This is a genomic window from Pseudomonas sp. HLT2-19-2 (assembly GCF_054898005.1).
This window is the reverse complement of the sequence record NZ_CM142712.1, coordinates 39,831-59,026: the sequence shown is the minus strand read 5'-3', so window position 1 is coordinate 59,026 and position 19,196 is coordinate 39,831. Positions and strand designations below refer to the sequence as shown.

The window sequence follows — 19,196 nt, the reverse complement described above, 5'->3', positions numbered from 1 at the left end:
CCCTTTTTCGATTCGCGGTTTTTCTATACCTTCGCCCGATGCTCCGCCGGATTTGGCGAATCAATGTGATCCAGCGCTCGTTCCACTAACAGGTGTACGCCGTCCGCCATCCTGCTGAGTGCCAAGGCGACTGAACGTCGTGAACCTTCCACACCGTCGGCCAAGTCGGCGGCGATGGCGCTGATGGATAGCAGGTCTTCTGAGGCGTTAGCCAGGAGGGTTTCGGTGTGGAGGTCGGGAGCGACGATGAAGAGGTAGCCTTTGCGACGTTTAGGTTTTTTATCCGCAGGTGTGCCGAGGTGAAGATCGAGGGCGCGATCGGCGGCTGCGTGGAGTTTTTTCGAATCGAGGGATTCGTAGGGAGATGTGGCTTCGTTTTCGGGCGAGTTAGCTGTTGGATTGGTCATAGGTGTAAATCCTCGGAGTTAATAAATTCTCTCCCGGTTACGGACTTGCACATCCGTGTCACCGATTTTGCGGCGACAAATAGAGCTTATCGGTGAAGGCCCAAGGCGCCTAGTTCACGGACAGCCCGGCATGTTGAAGGAAATGTCCGAGAGGTTTGAGGGGATTAAGATCAAAAGATTGCAGCCTTCGGCAGTTCCTACAGGAGGATTATTTCGTCAGTGGGAGGGCGGATTTATTTCGCGCCGCCATCGTCCATTAATCAATAAACCCGCCTCCTTTTCCTTTAGACTTGCCGCCCTCAAGGAAGCGCTCAGGACACGGAATGTCAGTCCCCTCTAATACCCTTCGCTCTGCGCTGGTGGTTTGGCTGTACGCCGCCGCCCTAGTGCATCTGCTCGTCAGCCTCGCGCTGACCTGGGCCGGCCATTCTGGATTGCTCGACGGCTACCTACAAACCATCGAACAAGCCTTCTGGGCAACCGACGCCGTACCCACCGCCGCCCGTGCCCAACAAGTCTGGTGGCTCGCCTTATTCGGCGCCACGCTGCAAAGCTACTCCCTCTACATGCTCGCCCTCGTGCGCATCGGCCATCGACTGAGAAGTCCCATGGCGTGGGGCTGGTTAATCGCCGGCATCGTGCTCTGGGCGCCGCAAGACATGTGGATCTCCGCCCAGGCGCACGTCTGGTCACACCTGTGGTTCGACAGCTTCGCACTGCTCACCTTGCTGCCGCCGCTGTTCTGGCTCTACCGCCATGACCGTTGCGCAAACCCATCAAAAAACACTCCGAGTGACGCCAACCATGCCTGATTTTTCTCTCCTGGATTGGGCGATCACGCTGCTGATTGCCCAGGCCATACTCGGTGCGCTGGACACCCTCTATCACCATGAACTTACCGTCGCGTTGCCCTATCGGCACAGCGCTCGGCTGGAGTTGTCGATTCACGCGCTGCGTTCGTGTTTCTACGGGATTCTGTTTCTGGGCATGGCGCATCTGGCGTTTCAAGGCACGTGGGCGATTGTGATTGCGTTGCTGTTCGCGCTGGAGATCGGCCTGACGCTGTGGGATTTCGTGGTCGAGGATCGCAGCCGCAAATTGCCAGCCATCGAGCGGATCATGCACACCGTGTTGGCGGTGAACGGCGGGGCATTTTTCGCGTTGTACGGCACGCAACTGGCGCAGTGGGTGAGCCTGCCGACGGGTCTGACCGCGATTGATTTCGGCTGGCGCGGCTGGTTGCTGACGCTGTTCGCTGTCGGCGTGACGGCCTCGGGTATTCGCGACGGGTTGGCGGCACTGCGCATGCAGCGCGAAGGCAAACCGGCGAACCCGTTCGCGGGCGGCGCCTATAAGCGTGTGTTGGTGACCGGCGGCACCGGGTTTATCGGTGAAGTGTTGGTCAATCAGTTGCTCGACGCCGGCCACACCGTCAGCGTGCTGGCTCGCGATCCATTAAAAGCCGCGTACCTGTTTGATGGTCGCGCTCGTTGCCTGCGCTCCCTGAGCAAACTCGGCTACAACGAAACGTTTGATGTGGTGATCAACCTCGCCGGTGCACCGGTGGCCGGGCCGCGCTGGAGTGCCAAGCGTCAGGCGCAACTGATCGCCAGTCGGGTCAATACTACCGAGGCGTTGATGACTTGGCTGAAGAACGCCCGGCATAAACCGGCGTTGTGGGTTCAGGCCTCCGCCATCGGTTTTTACGGCGTGCGCGATGCCAGCGAAAGCCTTGATGAACGTGCCAGCAAGGGCGACGGATTCATGGCTGAGCTGTGCGCCAAGTGGGAAGCCGCTGCGCAACCGGCCACCGAATTGGGTGTGCGTCAGGTGGTGCTGCGTCTGGGTGTGGTGTTCGGCCCGGGCGGCGCGTTGTTGCCGTTGCTGATTCCGTTTCGCCTGGGGTTCGGCGGGCGCATGGGCGATGGCCAACAGATCATGAGTTGGGTGCACCGCGACGATGTGATTCAAGTGATCGCCCGCGCATTCGCCGACGACAATCTGTGCGGCACCTACAACCTGGTGGCGCCGGACGCGGTCAGTCAGGCGGTGTTCGCCGAGCGTGTCGGCAAAGCCTTGAAGCGCCCGGTGTGGTTCCACATCCCGGCCACGCCGGTACGCGCACTGGCCGGCGAAATGGCGCAGTTGTTCTTCGACGGTCAGCGCGTGGTGCCCAGCCGTCTGACCGAGGCGGGTTATACGTTCCGTTACCCGACCCTCGACGCTGCCCTGCGCGATCTGGCCTGAGGACTGCCCATGAGCAAGCCGCTGATGTACCTGCTGGCCGGCAACGGTGGCGCCGCCGATTGGTGGGATGACGCGTTGCCGCATTTTCAGCGCTATCAGGTGGTGCCGCTGGAACTGCCGGGCTTCGGCAACAATCCTCAAGCCCCGTGCGAAGACCTCAGCGCTTACGCCCAAGCGCTGCTGACGGCGACCGTCAAGGGCAGCGCGATCATGGCGGTCGGGGTGAATGCGTTGCTGGTGTTGCATGCGCTGCAACGCCAGCCCGGCCACTTTTGCCGCAGTGTTTTGTTGGCGCCGGTGGGGGCCTTTCTGTGGCAGCGACGGCTGCCGGCGTTGATGTCGCCGCTGCCCATTCGCAAGACCATTCACTGGCTGCTGTCGAACAAGCCCGCGCTGTTTGCGCACAAGTTTTCCAACCTGACCTGGACGCCCGCGCAGTACCAGCGCATGGGCGCCGGGTATGCCCGCTGCCGCGCGTTTGTGCCGCACTGGGACCTGGTGCGCGCCGACACCGCGTTGCCGTTGCTGGAATGGATCACCGACCCGGTCGAGTTGGTCTGGGGTGATCAGGACAACGTGCTGGGCATCGCGCAGGCTGCCGCTTGGTCGGCGATTCTGGCCCGTGCTGATCTGAGCATCTGCTTGAAAACCGGTTGGGGGCATTACCCGTGGATCGACTCGCCGGCCGAATTCGCCGGGTGGCTGGAGTCGGGCGAGCGCGGATTCGTCGCTCATACCAAGGGTGGTCGGTTGCGTCTGGCCGAGTTGGCCGGGCAAGCGGTGCCGCCAGCGCTGTCACTCAATGACTGCGATGATCCGCGTTTGCCGGCGTTCCTCGCCAGCCAACCGGACGCCACGTGGGCGGTGCGCTCCTCCAGTTATGGCGAGGATCAGGCCGATGCGGCGAATGCCGGTTTGAGCACTACGTTCCTGCGTGAACCGACCCACAACGTGCCGGCGCGTATTGCTGAGCTGAGTGCATCCGGTGTCGAGGAAGTGGTGGTGCAGCGCTTCATCACACCGCAGCTGTCCGGCATCGCTTTCGTGCGGCACCTGTCGGTGGAACTGGAATGGGTGGAAGGGCATCTCGAGTCGCTGGCTGACGGACAGGTGAGTCCCGATCGCGCGATCATTTCTCGCCTCGGCGCCTCCTGGAGCAGCGACACGTTCAAGCCTTCACACGGTTTGACCGCTGACCAGCTGTGGCGCTTTCTACAAAGCGTTTTGCGGGTTTTTCACTACGTGCCCGGCGACGTCGAATGGGCCTGGGACGGTACTCAACTGTGGCTGTTGCAATACCGGCCGATCAGCGACTACGGCTGGCGTCGTCACCTGACGGCCGCCAACATCGCCGAGATCCTGCCGCCGCAGCCGAGCCGCTTGGTGGAGTACGCCCAGCGACGCGCGGCAGCGAGTATTCCGGCGATCATGGCGCGTTGGGATTCGCGGGTGTTGCAGGATAACGAGCCGTTCACCGCGGTGTTTGGCGGCGCGTCGTACATCAACAATGATCTGTTTCTCGCCCGATTGGCCGACTGGGGAATCTCCGCCAGCAGCTACGCCGGTGAGGTCGGCGGCGCGACACCGCATCTGCCTTGGCGCCCGCTGCGTCTAATCCGTTCGCTGCCACTGTTCCTGCGTATGCAACGCATCGCGCGCGGGCATTTGCTGACGTTGGAAAAGCGTTTACGCCGCTTCGATGAAGAACTGTCCGAGCTGATCGCCCAAGGTGCCGACGGCCAGCAACTGGCCGACTGGTTCACCCGGTTCTATGTGTTCGTGGTGCAAGGCAACTTGTGTATCGCTACCTCACTGGCCAGCAGCGGCGGCGACCTGCTGGGCCGGCCGCCGACGGCTTATGACGACCTTGAAAACAGCCCGCATCGGCTGCCCTGGGAAACCGATCCGGGCACGCCACGCCCGGCCCCAACTGATCTGCCGTTACAGGCCTTTCCCCAATGGTCGGGGCTTATCCGTGTGGCCCATTCGACCGGTCTGCCGGGCCTACGCGGTTACTACCTGCAAGTACGCGAGTGGTATCGGGACAACCTGATGCGGGTGTTCTTCCGCCTGCACCACGCCATGCCGACGGCCGACCGAGCGCATTGGTTTGCACCGCATCCAGACATCCGAACCCGCGACGGTAGCTTCTGGCAGGACGGCCGCGAAGGCACCGAGCAAGCAACGGGCTTCATGATTTATCCGGGGCAGGTGCAAGGCATTCTGGGCGACGACATTTTGCTCGAAGACACTCTCGACCCAGGCCGCCACGCGCATTACCAAAGCGCCCGGGCAGTGATCGCGCGAATGGGCGGGCGCTTGTCCCACGGCTCGACCTTGTTGCGGGAATTGCGCAAACCTTCGGCGGTGTTGCCTCAAGTCGATGTAGCGTGGTTGGGGTGTGAGGTGCTGTATCGCGATGGTGAATTGACGTTGGTGAAGTAGCTTTTGATGAAAAGGAATTCTCTGGTGGCGGGTTTGAAGCGTGGGTGTCTGGCGTTGTTGGCGCTGGTAATGTCGTCCGGTGCCTTCGCGGCTGAGACGGGCGTAGTGCAGTGCCCCGGTGACAATTTTGCCGATTTCGTCAAAGCGTTCTCGGCTGATGCCACATTGCAGCCAGGTTTTATTGCCTCACCGGTGATCGAGCAGACGTTGGTGCCTACTGGGTCGATTCCGCGAACAGTCGAACGGCAATTGATGACACTGGACCCTGGTGCGTTGGCGGTGCTTGCTCCGGATTACGTCGCCAAGTCCGACCTTGATGTGCACATTCAGATGCCCGACACAGTATTCGCTCGTGATCACAAAGGCCTGGTACTCAAACTCTTCACCTTCAAACGCACCGACTGTTGGCAACTGGTTCGCGTTGAAGACTGGTCGCTGGAGAACGTAATGGCTGCCGGGCAGGGTGAATTGCGCGCCTCGCCGGGTGCGCGCGCGCTAAATAGAGGAGGGCTCTACCAGGTGCTGGGTATGAGGGCGCCGTCTCCCGCTTCATCCCAACTGTTCATCTCTGCGTTGGCCAGCTATTTGGACAGTGCTGACCAAGGTTCAGCAACGGCCGCTTTTTCGGCGGCAATGCTGAGTCTTACAGGGAAGGCCACGCGTCTGGAAAACCCCAAAATCCTTCAGCTTTTGACCTTCGCCTCGACGACATCGGCACTCGCCAGTCTGGCTCTCGCAGACTTCTACTGTGACGAAGGCCGCTACGACGAAATTCGGCCCTGCGCCGACCCGGAACGATCCCTGGCCGCGTTGGAAACGTCCGCCACCCAGCGGTCGCTGATTGCGCTCAATCGACTCGGCATCGCCTATGCAGATGGATCGTTGGGCATTCACGATCCGCAACGGGCACTGGCCTGTTATCTGACCGCGGCAAACAAGGGCCTCAAACTCTCGCGCACCAATGCCGACTTGTTGATCGCGAAAGGCATCAAGGCTGACGCCCTCAACGTGTGCTTGTCTCATGACCGTAGCGCTGAGGCCAAGCCCAAGGTGTTGTCGTGCCCATCGCCGGAATTCACCCCGTTTTTAGCCGACTACATCGAGAGCCCGGCCATTCAAAAGGCATTCACCCGCGTCCCGCTGAAAAAGCTGACCCTGGTGGACGCCGAGCCTGAGCCGGCGCAACTGACCACCCTTTTGGATATTACTGAAATGGTGTTTCCCCTTATCCCCAATGCGAATCACCGTGAACGGCAGGGGCTGACCTTGCAGGTCATGGACCAGAGCGACACGTCGGCGACGGTGAAACTGCAAAAGCCTGACACGGGCTATCAAGTCATTTACCGGTTCAGTTTTGATGGCTGCTGGGCACTGGACGAAGTGCAGGATTTCTCTATTTGAATGTCGGGCTTATTTCAAAGGATCTGAAGTGAAAAGAGTGCTGCTGTTATTGATTGGGCTGCTGCCGTTGGCGGCCCACTGTGAGGTTGTGTCGGAGAATCTTTGTTTTGAACTGGGTGAGGGGAGCCCGGTGAAATTCGAGCTTCGGACCTACTACGACACTACGAACAAGTGGCAGGGTGGCTTTGTTAAATACGCGTCATCCGGTGTGCCGACTCCTCTGGTTTTAACCGACAGCCAATCTGAAGAAGTGAGCCCGCAGAGACCATGGCAGCTCACAAGAACATGGTCTGAAGTGCTTGATGGAAAGGTGACCGGTGAATACGAAATGGTGAGCCAGGGCGGGATGATCGTTTCGATGAGCTACACGAAGAAGTCATACGGGTTTTTTAGTACAGATACCGAAGTCTCTTTGGAGAAGGGTTGCCAATGGGAATAATCGGTTTGCTCAGGAGTTACAGCATGAAAGGACTTTCGATTTTATTGGGCTGCGTCCTGGCGGGCGCGGCCTCTTTGTCTTTCGCCGCCGATCCATCCTTCACGGACTTCAACGTTACCGAAGTGTTTGCTGGTCCAAACCACGCCCTGGCGCCGCAGGAAAACAGCAACCAATGGATGGATGACGCGCGAGCGCAAGCCCTTGCTGGCAAGGTCAACTTCGCCGGGCACTATGTTCTGCATAAGGTGGGTTGTGGCGGCAGCGCGTTGTGTGTCGAGGTGCTGGACGCGCAGACGGGAGAGGTCGTGACGGGATTGCCAAATGCCTACGACGGTGACTTTCTGGACCTGTCATACCAGCCTGACAGCAACTTGATCATCGTCTCCGGCATCACGCTAGATACCGAAAAAGACCTGAAGGGCAAACGGCTGAAGAGCCGCGACCGGGTTCGCTATTACGAGTTTGTGGATAACGAGTTTCGGCTGTTGAAAATCACGGGCGAATAAACGATGAGGGTTCATCTCACAACTCTGCGATCTCCAAATCAGGGCCTGGCCAAGTGAAAACATTTTTGAAAAAGTTATTGATGCCGATGTTGCTGGCCTTCCCCACATTCGCTCACAGCGAAGTGGAAACGGAAATTTCCTGTTTTCGATCCCAGGAAGGCAAGGACATAAAGTTTGAGTTCAGGATCTACAGTGATCAGGCAGCCAAATGGAGTGGGGCGGCGGTCAAGTATGCAACGTCCAAAGAGTCGATCCCGTTGGTATACAAAAGTACCGAGCAAGAAGAAATGTCCGAGGGCCGACCTTTTCAGTTCACCACCACGTGGGTCGAAGTCGTGGGCGGCGCGGTGACGGGTGAATATGTCATGGTCCGTCAAGGTGCGCTGATTTACGGTATTTCGTACACCAATGCCAAAAGCAAGAAACGCTTTGGGTTTGAGCATTACCCGTTGATCGAGTCCTCTCCTGAGAAGGGTTGCCGGTGGTGAAGCTATTTACCTTAAAGATCTCAATTTTCTTGATGGTGCTATTGAGCTTTGGCGCTGGCGCCGCAGAGTTTGTGTTCCCACACGCAACGATCTGTGAGCCTTACGGCAAGGCCCCCGGCAGTTGTTCAGTTGCCTTGAATGAAGAGGGCTATATTTTAGATGCCAGTTCAGGAAGGCAACTGTTCGGTGCCCCGGAATACACAGGCGCGATGTTTACAAACGCGCTGTATCGATCGGGCAGCCAGTACATTCTGGATAGTGAAAATTACTCTGCCGCTACATCTCGCCGTTGGGTGGTCTTCAGCTATGACGGTAAAGAAGTCGTCCTGAATCATATTTATATTTTTTCATTAAAGATCTCTATGCAAGTGGGCCCCTACTGGCATGGCTATGACTGCCGACCTGTCAGAGCGAAGTTGGGTGCTCATGCGGGGCAGGGGCTCTTGGAATCGGCCATCGATACCCTTTGCAAGGACGTTGAAGCAAGCGCGGTAACGATTGCGGATCAAGCCCCCGCGTCTTCGTCCGCAGGTTCGTTGGCGGTCAGTGTCCCGGTGTACAGCGACGGGCAACGAAATGGCGCTGCAACTTACCTGTTTGAGGGCACTGATAAGCCTGAGTTTTTGAAGATGGCGTGTGATTCCGGCTGCGCGCTTCCCTTAAAAGAACTTGCTTCGCTGGAGGTCGCACAACAGAGTTCCAGCGCCAACCAAGTTATCAAGAATCTACAAGCCAGATTGTTGGGTGATACATCCCGTCAAAACGTGTCTGTGTTGTCCGGTGATGCTGGAGAAGCGTTTCGCCGACTGAGAATCGTGCCTGAGGGCGGGGGCAGCGATGTCATTCTGCTGGATACGTCCAAAGCATTGCCATTGATCAAGAGCCAATATTCGGCGGCCATGAGCGATGGGTTCAGCGTCAATGTGATGAACAACCCGGCAGGCGTGCTAAAGGTCGTCGATGTTCAAGGGGAGTCGGTGTCGGTCAAGCAGCCTACTGCTGAGGCCGGGGACGCTCTTGTTCTGGTGAGCAACGAAGAAGATAACGGGGTTTACAATTTCAATCTGGTGTTTCGCTACAACAAAAGCTCCAGACAGTTTGAGCTGAAAAATATATTGCAGGTAGTAAACAACGACGCCTGTGATCGCTCGGTTGTCAGTGTTGAGGATGTACCCAAAAGCATGATCGGCGAAACCTCGCTGGCGTCTTTCGATGGACGCAAGGTGCTTGAGCAGTTGTCGGACTTGCACATTAAATCTGCCGACGGCTACAAAAAACTGATGATGACTGACGTCGCGGAACAGCTCGACAAGGCACTGGCGCTGTATCGGAAAGGGCAGACCGAGGCCGTTTCGACGGTGATGGCGAATTTCCTGATGGATGGCGGTAGCGGTCACTGCTATCCACACAGCTACATCGCGCAAAAGTATGACTTCGCTCAGTTGCCCGGTTGGTCTAACGACCTGGGGTTTCTATTCGGTGAAACCGGTTATTACGACGAGTCCATTGAGCTGTTGAACGCAGTGGTTGCCAGAAATCCCACCCGAACAGTGGCCTATCTGAACCTCGCAGACAGTTACTGGGGCCTGAACAATAAAGAGCTGGCGGCGCGGGCTTACAAGCAGTACGCCTCGTTGATGTCCGGCGCGGGCAAAGCGTCGAAGATTCCCGCGCGAGTGGCTGAACGCAGCGATGGAGCGGTGGAGTGATGAACGGATGCAAGAAGAGGTTTTTGAATATCGCAGGCATGGTGCTGGCGGCTTCCATGTCTTCGGCTTTTGCTCAGTCAGCCTGCCAGCCCGACAGTTTTGAGAAGCCTGATTTGCTGGTATGCAGCCAGCAAACCTTCGATCGCCTCGACGCGGCACTGAATGACCAATACAAAAAAGCGCAGGCCAGTTTGCCCCAGGACGACAAGAAGTTGTTGGTTGATGTTCAGCGCAGCTGGGTGAAATTCAAGGAAGAGTACTGCGAAGCGCTCTTTCAAAAAGCCGGGGTCGGCGAGGATCCGGCACTCAAAAAATGGTCCTGTTTACTCCATACCACCAATGGTCGATTGAGCGAGCTGATGTATTTTCAAACGGGGATGACCAACGATGGTTTCTACAACGCGGCGTTGGCGATGGTGGGCAAGGATCAGGCTATGACGTTGGGAGTGGCGGCGGATCGCTTGGGGGGCGAAGCGTTGGTTGATCCGATTTGGCAGCACTACGTGGATGGCCACTGCGAAATGGCCTTCAGTTTATTCCGGGAAGACCTGGAGTACTGCGGGCAGCGAATGCGTTTTCAGTTGCCCATCAATCGTTGATCGTGGCCGTGGAGATGCTGATTGTCAGTTGCAAAGTGTGACTTGGCAGTCATTGACGCCAAAAACAGCACCATCTTCTTCAAATACGACTCAATAGTGTCGTTATCGTCCGAAGCCGCTACACTGCGCCGGCCGTTCATTTTCCTTTTGAGGCTGTGCGCATGAAATTTCGTTTTCTTCTGTGGATGCTGGGTTTGTTGATGGGTAAGGCCAGTCGGACTAATCCTGCGTTTCAGCAGCAGTTGGGTGACAAGGAGTTGGTGTTTCAACTACAGACCCTGGACGGGAAAGTGGCGCGGCATTTCTTTGTGAAGGATCAGCGCATTACCAGCAAGTCGGGCGTGTATGCCGAGCCGGCGTTTGCGATTGCCTTTAAAGATGCGGCGTATGGCTTTGCCACGATGCAGGCGAAGAACAAGCAGTTGGCGTTTATGACGGGGATTCAGGACAAGTCGATTCAGATCAAGGGCAACCCGGCGCTGGTGATCTGGTTTCAGGGGTTGACCAAGTATTTGAAACCGAGGAAGGCGAAGCCGAAGGCATAGGTCCTTCAGGTAGCTCGCCGGGATTCTTAGCCTCTTCAGCCATCCGACTTAGGAGGCTCGCGGGCATCGAGTGGCTGGGCGGTCTCTAAGTCGCTGAGCGGATTAAAACTCATGCGCTACGTTTCTGCGCACGTCTCTCCTGAAGGTAGCGCCCTTGCAGCGCCAGGATCTCAGACTTGCTTAGAACACCTTTTCTCTTGAGATTGACGAGCAACTGTTCGATGCCATCCAACTCAACGACATCGCCAGTCATACGGGTAATGATCACGGCCATACGGCTCGTGCCATCAGGATCAGCGGTAACCTTGTGATCTTTAGCAAGTTTGCGGATTTGACTTGCAACACTGACAGCCGCTGTTTGGGTCATCGGAAGCGCTCTACTTGCAGTCGAATCATAGCGGGGCGCAGGTTTGAGGTGATCAGATAAACCGCGGTGGATTCTTCGCGAGCAGGCTCGCTCCCACAGGATTGAGGTGATCTCTGTGGGAGCGGGCTTGCTCGCGAATGCTGCTAGGGTTGAGTGAATTGCGAAGCCAGTTCGCGCAGCAACACTTCAGCCTCAAGCACTTTGCTGACGACGTCGTTGGCTTTGTCGCGGGTCAGGCCTACGCGCTCCAGCAGGGCGTCAGGGATGTCTTCGTCGGGCCCGGAGCCGACGCCACGGCTACGCAGCAAACGCACCGCCAGGCACACGAGGTTCGGGTACTCGGCGTAATCGCCGTCGTAGCTCGGGTCGTGCTGGAAGCGCAGGGCGGTGGCCAGTTCATCCGGCATGTCCCAGTAGCGCATCAGCCACGAGCCGATCTGTTCGCGGCTGATGCCCAGCAAGTGTTGCTCGACGTAGCTGTGGCACAGGTGCGGGTTGACCTCAAGGTGGCGGCAGATCAGCGAGAAGTGCGGCGGGAACACATGGGCCAGCAGCAAGTAGCCGAAGTTGTGCAGCAGGCCGGCGAGGTAGGTCAGGCCGGCTTCCGGGCGCTGGGCGCGCGGCATGGCGCGGGTCAGGCCTTCGATGACGGCGGCGGTGTAAATCGATTGCTGCCAGTACGGCGTGGTGTGTTGCGGATGGTCCTTGGGCAGGCTCAGGGTTTTGCCCAGGGCCAGGCCCAGCGCCAGGTTGATCACCAGGTCGAAACCCAGCACCCGGACGATCGCGTCTTCCACTGAACGAATCTTGCCCGGCGAGGCGTAGTACGGCGACGCCGCCCAGCTCACAACCTGTGCGGCCAGGGCCGGGTCGGTTTCGACGACGCCGGTGATGTCGTCGATGGTGGCGTTGGGATCGACACGCAGTTTGATGATTTTCTGCGCGGTCTCGGCCAGGGGCGGAATTTCGATGGTCTCTTCCAGACGCTGCTGGATACGCCGCGCGGTGAACGCTTGAACGGCCTGGGTGATTTCCTCGCGGTCATCGTGAGGGCGGTCGAGGTTCGGGCGAATGCTGGTCAGGGCTTCGCCGAAGTTGGCGGCGCTGGCCTTGGTCAGCATGGTCTTGAAGTCTTCGCTGGTGATCTCCAGCAACACGCCCGGCTCGCCCGAGTTGATCAGCAACTTCGGTTCGCGCAGCAGGCTTTCGTCATACAGACACGGTGAACTGGTGAGCGCCGGCATGCCGGGCAGCAGGCTCAGGTTGTGTTTGCCGAGCATTTTTACCAAGCGTTCGGTGGACACGGCGGTGAGGCGGCGGCCGGTCAATTCGGCGAGGCTATTGAGGTCCAGCAATTGGCTCTGCGGGAACAGCACCATGAGCGTGCCCACGGCGTCATCAAGCAGAACTGCCTGCACTTTGCGTGCGGCGTTCAGGCCGTGGTGGTCGAGGACTTCTTCGTAGGCGATACCCAGTTTGCCCAGCATCAGCCGAATAACCGACGGAGCGTGCGGGGTGGCGGGTGCGAGGGCAACTTCGGTCATGGTCTGTATCCGTTTTAAAACAATGGCAGGAGTATAACCAGCTTGCTCAGAACGAGGGTTCAGAAACTGCGACGGTGCTCACACTTGGCCGTATTGCTGCCCATGACGTAGCCAGCGGTCGAGCAGCGGGCTGACGTGATCCGGCCATCGCTCCAGCAGCGCCTGGGCGGCGTCGCGCACGGCGGGCAACAGATCGGCGTCGCGCATCAGGTCGGCGACCTTGAATTGCAGCAGGCCGGTCTGACGCGTACCGAGCATTTCGCCGGGGCCGCGCAGCTCGAGGTCTTTTTCGGCGATGACAAAACCGTCGTTGGTTTCGCGCATGATGCCCAGTCGCTGACGACCGATCTGTGACAGCGGCGGATGGTAAAGCAGCACGCAATGGCTGGCGGCGCTGCCTCGACCGACTCGACCGCGTAACTGGTGTAGCTGCGCGAGGCCGAGGCGTTCGGGGTTTTCGATGATCATCAGGCTGGCGTTGGGCACGTCGACGCCGACTTCGATCACCGTGGTTGCGACCAACAGTTGCAGGTTGCCGGCCTTGAATTCGGCCATGACGGCGGCTTTCTCGACGGGCTTCATGCGACCGTGGATGAGCCCGACCTTCAGCTCGCCGAGGGCGGCGGTGAGGTCTTCGTAAGTGGTTTCGGCGGCTTGGCAGGTCAGCTCTTCCGACTCTTCGATCAGCGTGCACACCCAATAGGCCTGACGTCCTTCGGCACAGGCACCGCGCACCCGCTCGATGACTTCGACGCGCCGGGTATCGGTGATCAGCACGGTGTTCACCGGGGTTCGACCGGGCGGCAGTTCGTCGAGGATCGAGGTGTCGAGGTCGGCGTAGGCGCTCATGGCCAGCGTCCGCGGAATCGGTGTGGCGGTCATGATCAGCTGGTGCGGACACATCCGCCCACCGACGCCTTTCTGCCGCAATGCCAGGCGCTGTTGCACGCCGAAGCGGTGTTGTTCGTCGATGATCACCAAGGCCAGGTTCTTGAATTTCACCTCGTCCTGGAACAGCGCGTGGGTGCCAACCACCATCGGCGTGCCGCTGGCGATTTGCTCCAGTGCGGCCACGCGGTTCTTGCCTTTGAGCTTGCCGGCCAGCCACGCGACTTCAATGCCCAGCGGTTCGAGCCAGCGTTTGAAGGTGATGAAATGCTGCTCGGCGAGGATTTCGGTGGGCGCCATCAGTGCCACTTGATAGCCGGCCTCCAGGGCCTGGAGTGCGGCGAGGGCAGCGACCACGGTTTTACCGGCGCCAACGTCGCCCTGAATCAGCCGCAACATGGGTTCGTGCTGATTGAGGTCGTAAGCGATTTCGTTGCCGACCCGTTGCTGAGCGCCGGTCGGCTTGAAGCCTAGATTGGCCAGATACTGGGCCGGCAGCCGGGTGGCATTTGGCATCGCCGGCGCGCGCAGGGAACGCATGCTCTCGCGCAGGCGTTGCTGGGACAGTTGATGCGTCAGCAGTTCTTCGAAGGCTAGACGGTGCTGGGCCCAGTGATGACCGAGGGCGAGTTCGTCGACGTCGGCATCGGCGGGTGGGTGATGCAGGTAACGGATCGCATCGGCCAGCGGTGCCAATTGATAGTCACGGGCCAGTTCGGTCGGCAGCCAGTCGGGCAGGCTGGTCGGGCCGAGCATCGTCAGAGTCTGCATGCACAACTGGCGCAAGCGCTGTTGGGTCAGGCCTTCGGTGAGCGGGTAAACGGGGGTCAGGGTTTCATCCACCGGCGGCGGCTCGTCGCCGGTGATGGCGCGGTATTCCGGGTGATAGATTTCCAGCCCCGATGCACCGGGCCGCGCTTCGCCGTAGCAGCGAATGCGCGTGCCGCGTTTGAGGCCTTCTTTCTGGGCGTTGCTGAAATGGTAGAAACGCAGGCTGAGCCCGCCGGTGCCGTCCTGCAGGCGCACCACCAAGCTTCGGCGGCGGCCCATGACCACGTCGGCGCCGCTGACGGTGCCTTCGATCACGGCGTCCTGGCCCGGCCGCAAATGGCCGATCGGGACCACGCGAGTGCGGTCCTGATAGCGCAGCGGCAGGTGGAATAGCACGTCCTGGAGATTCTCCAGGCCGACCTTGGCCAATTTCTCGGCCATGGCTTCGCCGACACCCTTGAGTGCCGTCACCGACACTTGCGACAACTCGGTCATGGCAGCGACTTAGGCCGCAACTACCGGTGCTTGCGGCTTGGCCACCGAGCACAGGCGAATGGAGTCAGCGAGGATTTCAATCGCCTTCGGCCGCGGGAAGCTCGCGCGCCAGGCGATGGCCACGGTGCGGAACGGCACCGGCGGTGACAGCGGGCGCACTTCGATGATGCCGGGGGCGTAGTGATGGCTGTCGACAGCCGACAGCGGCAGGATCGAAATGCCAAGGCCGGACGCGACCATGTGGCGGATGGTTTCCAGGGAGCTGGATTCCACCGTCGTGTGCTTGGCGCCGTCGTTGCCTTTGGCCAGGGTCGGGCACGCTTCCAGCACTTGATCGCGGAAGCAGTGGCCTTCGCCGAGCAGCAGCAGGCTCTTGTCGTTGAGCAGGCTGGCGTCGATGGATTCTTTTTGGGTCCACGGGTGCTGGGCCGGCATCAGGACGTAGAACGGCTCGTCGTAGAGCTGCAGGGTCAGCACGTCGGCTTCGTTGAACGGCAGGGCGATGATGATCGCGTCGAGCTCGCCGTTGCGCAGTTTGTCGCGCAGCACGTGGGTGAAGTTTTCTTCGATGTACAACGGCATCTGCGGGGCGACCCGGTGCAGTTGTGGAATCAGGTGCGGAAACAGGTACGGGCCGACGGTGTAGATGGCGCCGACTTTCAGCGGGGCAGTCAGCTGGTTCTTGCCGGCCTGGGCCAGTTCGCGGATGCCTTGGGCCTGCTCCAGGACTTTCTGCGCCTGGGCGACAATGCCTTCGCCGACCGGGGTCAGGCGCACGGCACTCTTGCTGCGCTCGAAAATCAGCACACCGAGTTCGTCTTCAAGCTTTTTCACGCCCACCGACAGGGTCGGCTGGCTGACATGGCAACGCTCGGCCGCGTGGCCGAAGTGCTGCTCTTGGGCGAGGGTAACGATGTAGCGTAATTCTGTAAGAGTCATAGCAAGCGTCCATGAAGTTGCGGGCCAAGCATACCGGCTGCAATCGATAGACGCACGTTATCAGACTGAGTGTGTTAAGTGACACCGGGCAATGCGGGTTTGCCGCTGGCAGATAGGCAAAAGGCACCTTTCAGTACCTTTTTCGAGCTATACGCATATCCCTGTAGCAGCTGGCGCAGCCTGCGTTCGGCTGCGCCAGCTGCTACAAAGGTTGTTTTATCGTCGGCGTTTTTCCAGCGAGTAAACAAACGGTGCAACGATTTCGATCGAGCCGTTGTTCAGCATGTCGGCTGGTGGCTTGGGCAGCGGCTGGGCGCGGCGGATCATTTCCAGGGTGGCCCGGTCCAGATCAGCGTTGCCGGAGTGGCCCACCAGTTCGAACGACAACACATTACCTTCAGCATCCACCACAAAGCGCAGACGGTTCAAACCTTCCTTGCCCCGCGCCTGTGCACTGGCCGGATACTTTTTGTACTTGGCCAAGTGAGCGAGCAGAGTGCCTTGCCAACTGGCCTTGGCCGCTTGCTGCGCTGGTGATGGGCCCGGTGCCGGTTGTGCGGATTTCTCCGTTGGCGCCTGAGTCGGTTGCGCGTCGCTCGGTTTTTCCTCGGACGGCTTCTCTTTTGGCGGTTCCGGCTTTTTCTCCACAGGCTTGGGCGGTTGAGGCTTGGGCTTGGGTTTGACCGGTTTCGGCACGGCAATCTCGGCCTTCGGTACTTCAGCCAGTTTCGGAATTGGCAGTTCTTCCACCGGGGCGGGTGGCTGTGGCGGCGTTATGACCTTCGGCGGTGCCGGCGGTGGCGGGGCCGGAACCGGCGCCAACTCGACCATCATCGCCTGCGGCGGCAGCTCGATCGGTGGGCGTGACGTCCAGTTCAGCGCCAGTGCAATGGCCAGCGCATGGACGCCCAGCACCACGGCCAGGCTCGCGCTGTAACGCGTCAGCTTTTGGCGCGTCGTGATCATTTCTTGACTGCCGTCTCGAGTCCGACCAGGCCCACCTTCAGGTACCCGGCGGAGCGCAGGTTGTCCATCACGCTCATCAGGTCGCCATAGTCCACGCCTTTATCGGCCTGGAAGAAGATCGTCGTGTCTTTCTTGCCCTTGGTCTTCGCGTCCAGAGTGGCGCCGAGTGCTTCGGCCTTCACTTCGTCTTCGCCGAGGAACAGGCGTTGGTCAGCCTTGACGCTGAGGAACACCGGTTTTTCTGGCCGTGGCGCCGGTTTGGCGCTGGAGGCGGGCAGGTCGACCTTGATGTCCACGGTGGCGAGCGGGGCCGCCACCATAAAGATGATCAACAGCACCAACATCACGTCGATAAACGGCGTGACGTTGATTTCGTGGTTCTCGGCCAGATCGTCGTCTGCGCCTTCTTTCAAATGCAGGCCCATGGCCGATTACCCCACTTTCACCATGTGCGGTTGCGAGCTGCGCTCGGGCGGCAGGTGGTCGAGGTCGCGGCTGACCAGCAGCAGGACTTCCGCCGAAGCGTCGGACACCTGCGCCTTGTAACCGGCGATGGAGCGGGCAAAGACGTTGTAGATCACAACGGCCGGAATCGCGGCAACCAGGCCCAGTGCAGTCGCCAGCAGGGCTTCGGCGATGCCGGGAGCCACGACGGCGAGGTTGGTGGTCTGGGTTTTGGCGATGCCGATGAAGCTGTTCATGATGCCCCACACGGTACCGAACAGACCCACGAACGGCGCGGTGGAGCCGATGGTGGCGAGCACGCCGGTGCCGCTGCTCATGTTGCGACCGCAGGCTGCAACGAGACGCTCGAGGCGGAAGCTGACGCGTTCCTTGATGCCTTCTTTCTCGCGGCTGTTGGCCGACAGCTTCATTTCTTCCAGTGCATCGTGCACCAGCAGGTTGGCGAGGGTGCCGGCCTTGGTTGCCGAAGCGCTGGCTTCTTTAAGGGTGGTGGCTTTTTTCAGGTGGGCGATTTCAGTGCGCAGACGACGCTTGGCGCCCATCAGCTCGAAACCCTTGGCGATCCAGATGGTCCAGGTGATGATCGACGCGATGGCCAGACCGATCATCACGATTTTCACGATGATGTCGGCGTTCTGGTACATGCCCCACGGCGACAGGTCGTGGGCCATGCCCAGGGAGTTGTCGGCTTCGAGGACTTCAGGAACGTCTTCGGCGGTGGTGTCTACGGCTTGGGCCGGGGTAACGGCCGGAGCGGCGTGATCCGCTGGCGCTTGAGCAGCAGTGGCGGCCGGAGCGGCTGGCGCTTGTGCGTCAGCGAACGCGGCGGTCGGCGCCAGCATCAGGCTGAGCAGCAGGGCAGCCACTGCGCTCCAGGCGCGAGGTCGTTTGGTTGGCGAAGCGGGGAATTGATTGCGTGTCATGCTGGCCGGACCTGAGAGAAAAAGACGGTAAATGTTCTTCCAGGCCTCGTGAGGCCGAGAACAAAAGTGGCAGGCATTATTGCAAGTAATTCTTGTTAACAAAAGTAATAGAGTATCTTTTTTTCCTTCATTGCTAGCCGCTCGTCCATTGCCGGCGCTAGTCTGTGCCTTTCTGACGGGAGTTTTCTGATGTCCGTGCCATCTGTTTTGATCGCCGGCTGTGGTGATGTCGGCAGTCGCCTTGCCACGCAATTGCTGGCTTCTGGGTGGGAGGTTCATGGCCTGAGGCGTGACGTCTCGCGCCTGCCCGAGGGAGTCATTGGTGTTGCCGGCGACTTGTTCAATGAAGACTGCCCGGCGACCTGGCCAGTCGGTGCGGTGGATTATCTGGTGTATTGTGCCGCCGCTACCGATCACGATGAGGCCGGTTACCGTGCCGCTTATGTGCAGGGCTTGCAGCATGTGCTGGACTGGTTGAACGACTACGGTCAGGTACCCAATCGCCTGCTGTTTGTTTCCAGCAGCAGTGTGTATGGCCAGCAGGATGGCGAGTGGGTCGACGAGGCTTCGCCGACCATTGCAGCAGGCTATTCAGGTCGATTGATGCTGGAGGCTGAGCAAGTGGCACTCCAAAGCGGCATCCCGACCAGCATCGTGCGCTTGACCGGCATTTACGGCCCGGGCCGCGAATGGCTGCTGACGCAGGTTCGCAGGGGTTATCGCGTGGCGATTGATCCACCGTTGTACGGTAACCGCATTCACGCCGATGACGCGGCGGGGTTGATGGCGTTTCTGCTTGAGGCGGATCGGCGTGGGGTGGCGTTGGATGACTTCTATATAGGCGTCGACGATGCGCCGGCACCGCTGGCGGAAGTGGTGGGCTGGTTGCGTGAGTACCTGGGCGTGACCGAATGGGCGGAGGATGCGAGCGTGCGGCGCACAGGCAGCAAGCAGTGCAGTAATGCTCGGGCGAAGGCCTTGGGCTGGACGCCAAAGTATCCAAGCTATCGCGAAGGCTATGCCGCAATTCTCGAAGGCCGCTGCTGACTTCC

19 protein-coding genes are annotated in these 19,196 nt (G+C 59.6%); 11 read left to right on the top strand and 8 right to left on the bottom strand.

Translation table 11 applies throughout. The features are described 5' to 3' along the window. Window positions 1-23 precede the first annotated feature (23 nt). Window positions 24-407 (bottom strand): DUF6124 family protein, encoded by a 384-nt coding sequence (locus ACYZTU_RS00310; RefSeq protein ID WP_461967206.1) that lies wholly within the window; start codon window positions 405-407, stop codon window positions 24-26. A 323-nt stretch (window positions 408-730) separates the two neighbouring features. Here ACYZTU_RS00310 and ACYZTU_RS00305 point away from each other — a divergent pair, with 323 nt between their 5' ends. The 10 genes from ACYZTU_RS00305 (at window position 731) to ACYZTU_RS00260 (ending at window position 10,786) form a co-directional block, all read left to right on the top strand. After that, on the top strand, window positions 731-1,219 hold the full coding sequence (locus tag ACYZTU_RS00305) for a cell division protein (RefSeq protein WP_461967204.1): 489 nt from the start codon (window positions 731-733) through the stop codon (window positions 1,217-1,219). Next, window positions 1,212-2,654, top strand: coding sequence for a TIGR01777 family oxidoreductase (locus ACYZTU_RS00300; RefSeq protein WP_461967202.1), 1,443 nt, complete (start codon window positions 1,212-1,214; stop codon window positions 2,652-2,654). The genes ACYZTU_RS00305 and ACYZTU_RS00300 overlap by 8 nt, the downstream gene beginning before the upstream one ends. Window positions 2,655-2,663: 9 nt before the next feature. Next, window positions 2,664-5,099: an alpha/beta hydrolase gene (locus ACYZTU_RS00295; protein WP_461967200.1), complete on the top strand. Its 2,436-nt coding sequence runs from the start codon at window positions 2,664-2,666 to the stop codon at window positions 5,097-5,099. Between the two features lie 6 nt (window positions 5,100-5,105). Continuing rightward, complete coding sequence (locus tag ACYZTU_RS00290) at window positions 5,106-6,500, top strand: SEL1-like repeat protein (protein ID WP_461967198.1); 1,395 nt, start codon at window positions 5,106-5,108, stop codon at window positions 6,498-6,500. Between the two features lie 28 nt (window positions 6,501-6,528). After that, window positions 6,529-6,939 (top strand): hypothetical protein, encoded by a 411-nt coding sequence (locus tag ACYZTU_RS00285; RefSeq protein WP_461967196.1) that lies wholly within the window; start codon window positions 6,529-6,531, stop codon window positions 6,937-6,939. Between the two features lie 23 nt (window positions 6,940-6,962). After that, entirely contained in the window at window positions 6,963-7,445 is a 483-nt protein-coding gene (locus ACYZTU_RS00280) for a hypothetical protein (RefSeq protein WP_461967194.1), read from the top strand. Between the two features lie 53 nt (window positions 7,446-7,498). Further along, window positions 7,499-7,933, top strand: coding sequence for a hypothetical protein (locus tag ACYZTU_RS00275; RefSeq protein WP_461967192.1), 435 nt, complete (start codon window positions 7,499-7,501; stop codon window positions 7,931-7,933). Continuing rightward, entirely contained in the window at window positions 7,930-9,642 is a 1,713-nt protein-coding gene (locus ACYZTU_RS00270; RefSeq protein WP_461967190.1) for a hypothetical protein, read from the top strand. Before ACYZTU_RS00275 ends, ACYZTU_RS00270 begins: the two co-directional genes overlap by 4 nt. 23 nt (window positions 9,643-9,665) lie before the next feature. Next, complete coding sequence (locus tag ACYZTU_RS00265; RefSeq protein ID WP_461967188.1) at window positions 9,666-10,241, top strand: lysozyme inhibitor LprI family protein; 576 nt, start codon at window positions 9,666-9,668, stop codon at window positions 10,239-10,241. A gap of 161 nt (window positions 10,242-10,402) precedes the next feature. Then, complete coding sequence (locus ACYZTU_RS00260) at window positions 10,403-10,786, top strand: helicase (RefSeq protein WP_123408677.1); 384 nt, start codon at window positions 10,403-10,405, stop codon at window positions 10,784-10,786. Window positions 10,787-10,895: 109 nt separating this feature from the next. Here the strand turns inward: ACYZTU_RS00260 and ACYZTU_RS00255 are convergent, their stop codons facing one another. The 7 genes from ACYZTU_RS00255 to exbB form a co-directional block, all read right to left on the bottom strand. Then, window positions 10,896-11,153 carry a hypothetical protein gene (locus ACYZTU_RS00255; protein ID WP_461967186.1) on the bottom strand — a complete coding sequence of 86 codons (258 nt, stop codon included), beginning with the start codon at window positions 11,151-11,153 and terminating at the stop codon, window positions 10,896-10,898. A gap of 143 nt (window positions 11,154-11,296) precedes the next feature. Next, a complete protein-coding gene (locus ACYZTU_RS00250) occupies window positions 11,297-12,697 on the bottom strand; it encodes an aminoacyl-tRNA deacylase and HDOD domain-containing protein (protein ID WP_461967184.1) in 1,401 nt (466 codons plus the stop codon). Between the two features lie 78 nt (window positions 12,698-12,775). After that, on the bottom strand, window positions 12,776-14,851 hold the full coding sequence (gene recG / locus ACYZTU_RS00245; RefSeq protein WP_461967182.1) for an ATP-dependent DNA helicase RecG: 2,076 nt from the start codon (window positions 14,849-14,851) through the stop codon (window positions 12,776-12,778). Between the two features lie 9 nt (window positions 14,852-14,860). Continuing rightward, window positions 14,861-15,790, bottom strand: a complete 930-nt coding sequence (locus tag ACYZTU_RS00240) for a hydrogen peroxide-inducible genes activator (RefSeq protein WP_131060676.1) — start codon at window positions 15,788-15,790, stop codon at window positions 14,861-14,863. Window positions 15,791-16,006: 216 nt separating this feature from the next. Next, the gene (locus tag ACYZTU_RS00235; RefSeq protein ID WP_461967180.1) at window positions 16,007-16,756 is read right to left on the bottom strand and encodes an energy transducer TonB family protein; all 750 of its coding nucleotides are present in this window, start codon (window positions 16,754-16,756) and stop codon (window positions 16,007-16,009) included. After that, window positions 16,753-17,181 carry a TonB system transport protein ExbD gene (gene exbD, locus ACYZTU_RS00230; protein ID WP_129439980.1) on the bottom strand — a complete coding sequence of 143 codons (429 nt, stop codon included), beginning with the start codon at window positions 17,179-17,181 and terminating at the stop codon, window positions 16,753-16,755. Before exbD ends, ACYZTU_RS00235 begins: the two co-directional genes overlap by 4 nt. A gap of 6 nt (window positions 17,182-17,187) precedes the next feature. After that, on the bottom strand, window positions 17,188-18,144 hold the full coding sequence (exbB, locus tag ACYZTU_RS00225; protein WP_461967178.1) for a tonB-system energizer ExbB: 957 nt from the start codon (window positions 18,142-18,144) through the stop codon (window positions 17,188-17,190). Window positions 18,145-18,333: 189 nt separating this feature from the next. Here exbB and ACYZTU_RS00220 point away from each other — a divergent pair, with 189 nt between their 5' ends. Beyond that, window positions 18,334-19,191: an SDR family oxidoreductase gene (locus tag ACYZTU_RS00220; protein WP_461967176.1), complete on the top strand. Its 858-nt coding sequence runs from the start codon at window positions 18,334-18,336 to the stop codon at window positions 19,189-19,191. Window positions 19,192-19,196 lie beyond the last annotated feature (5 nt).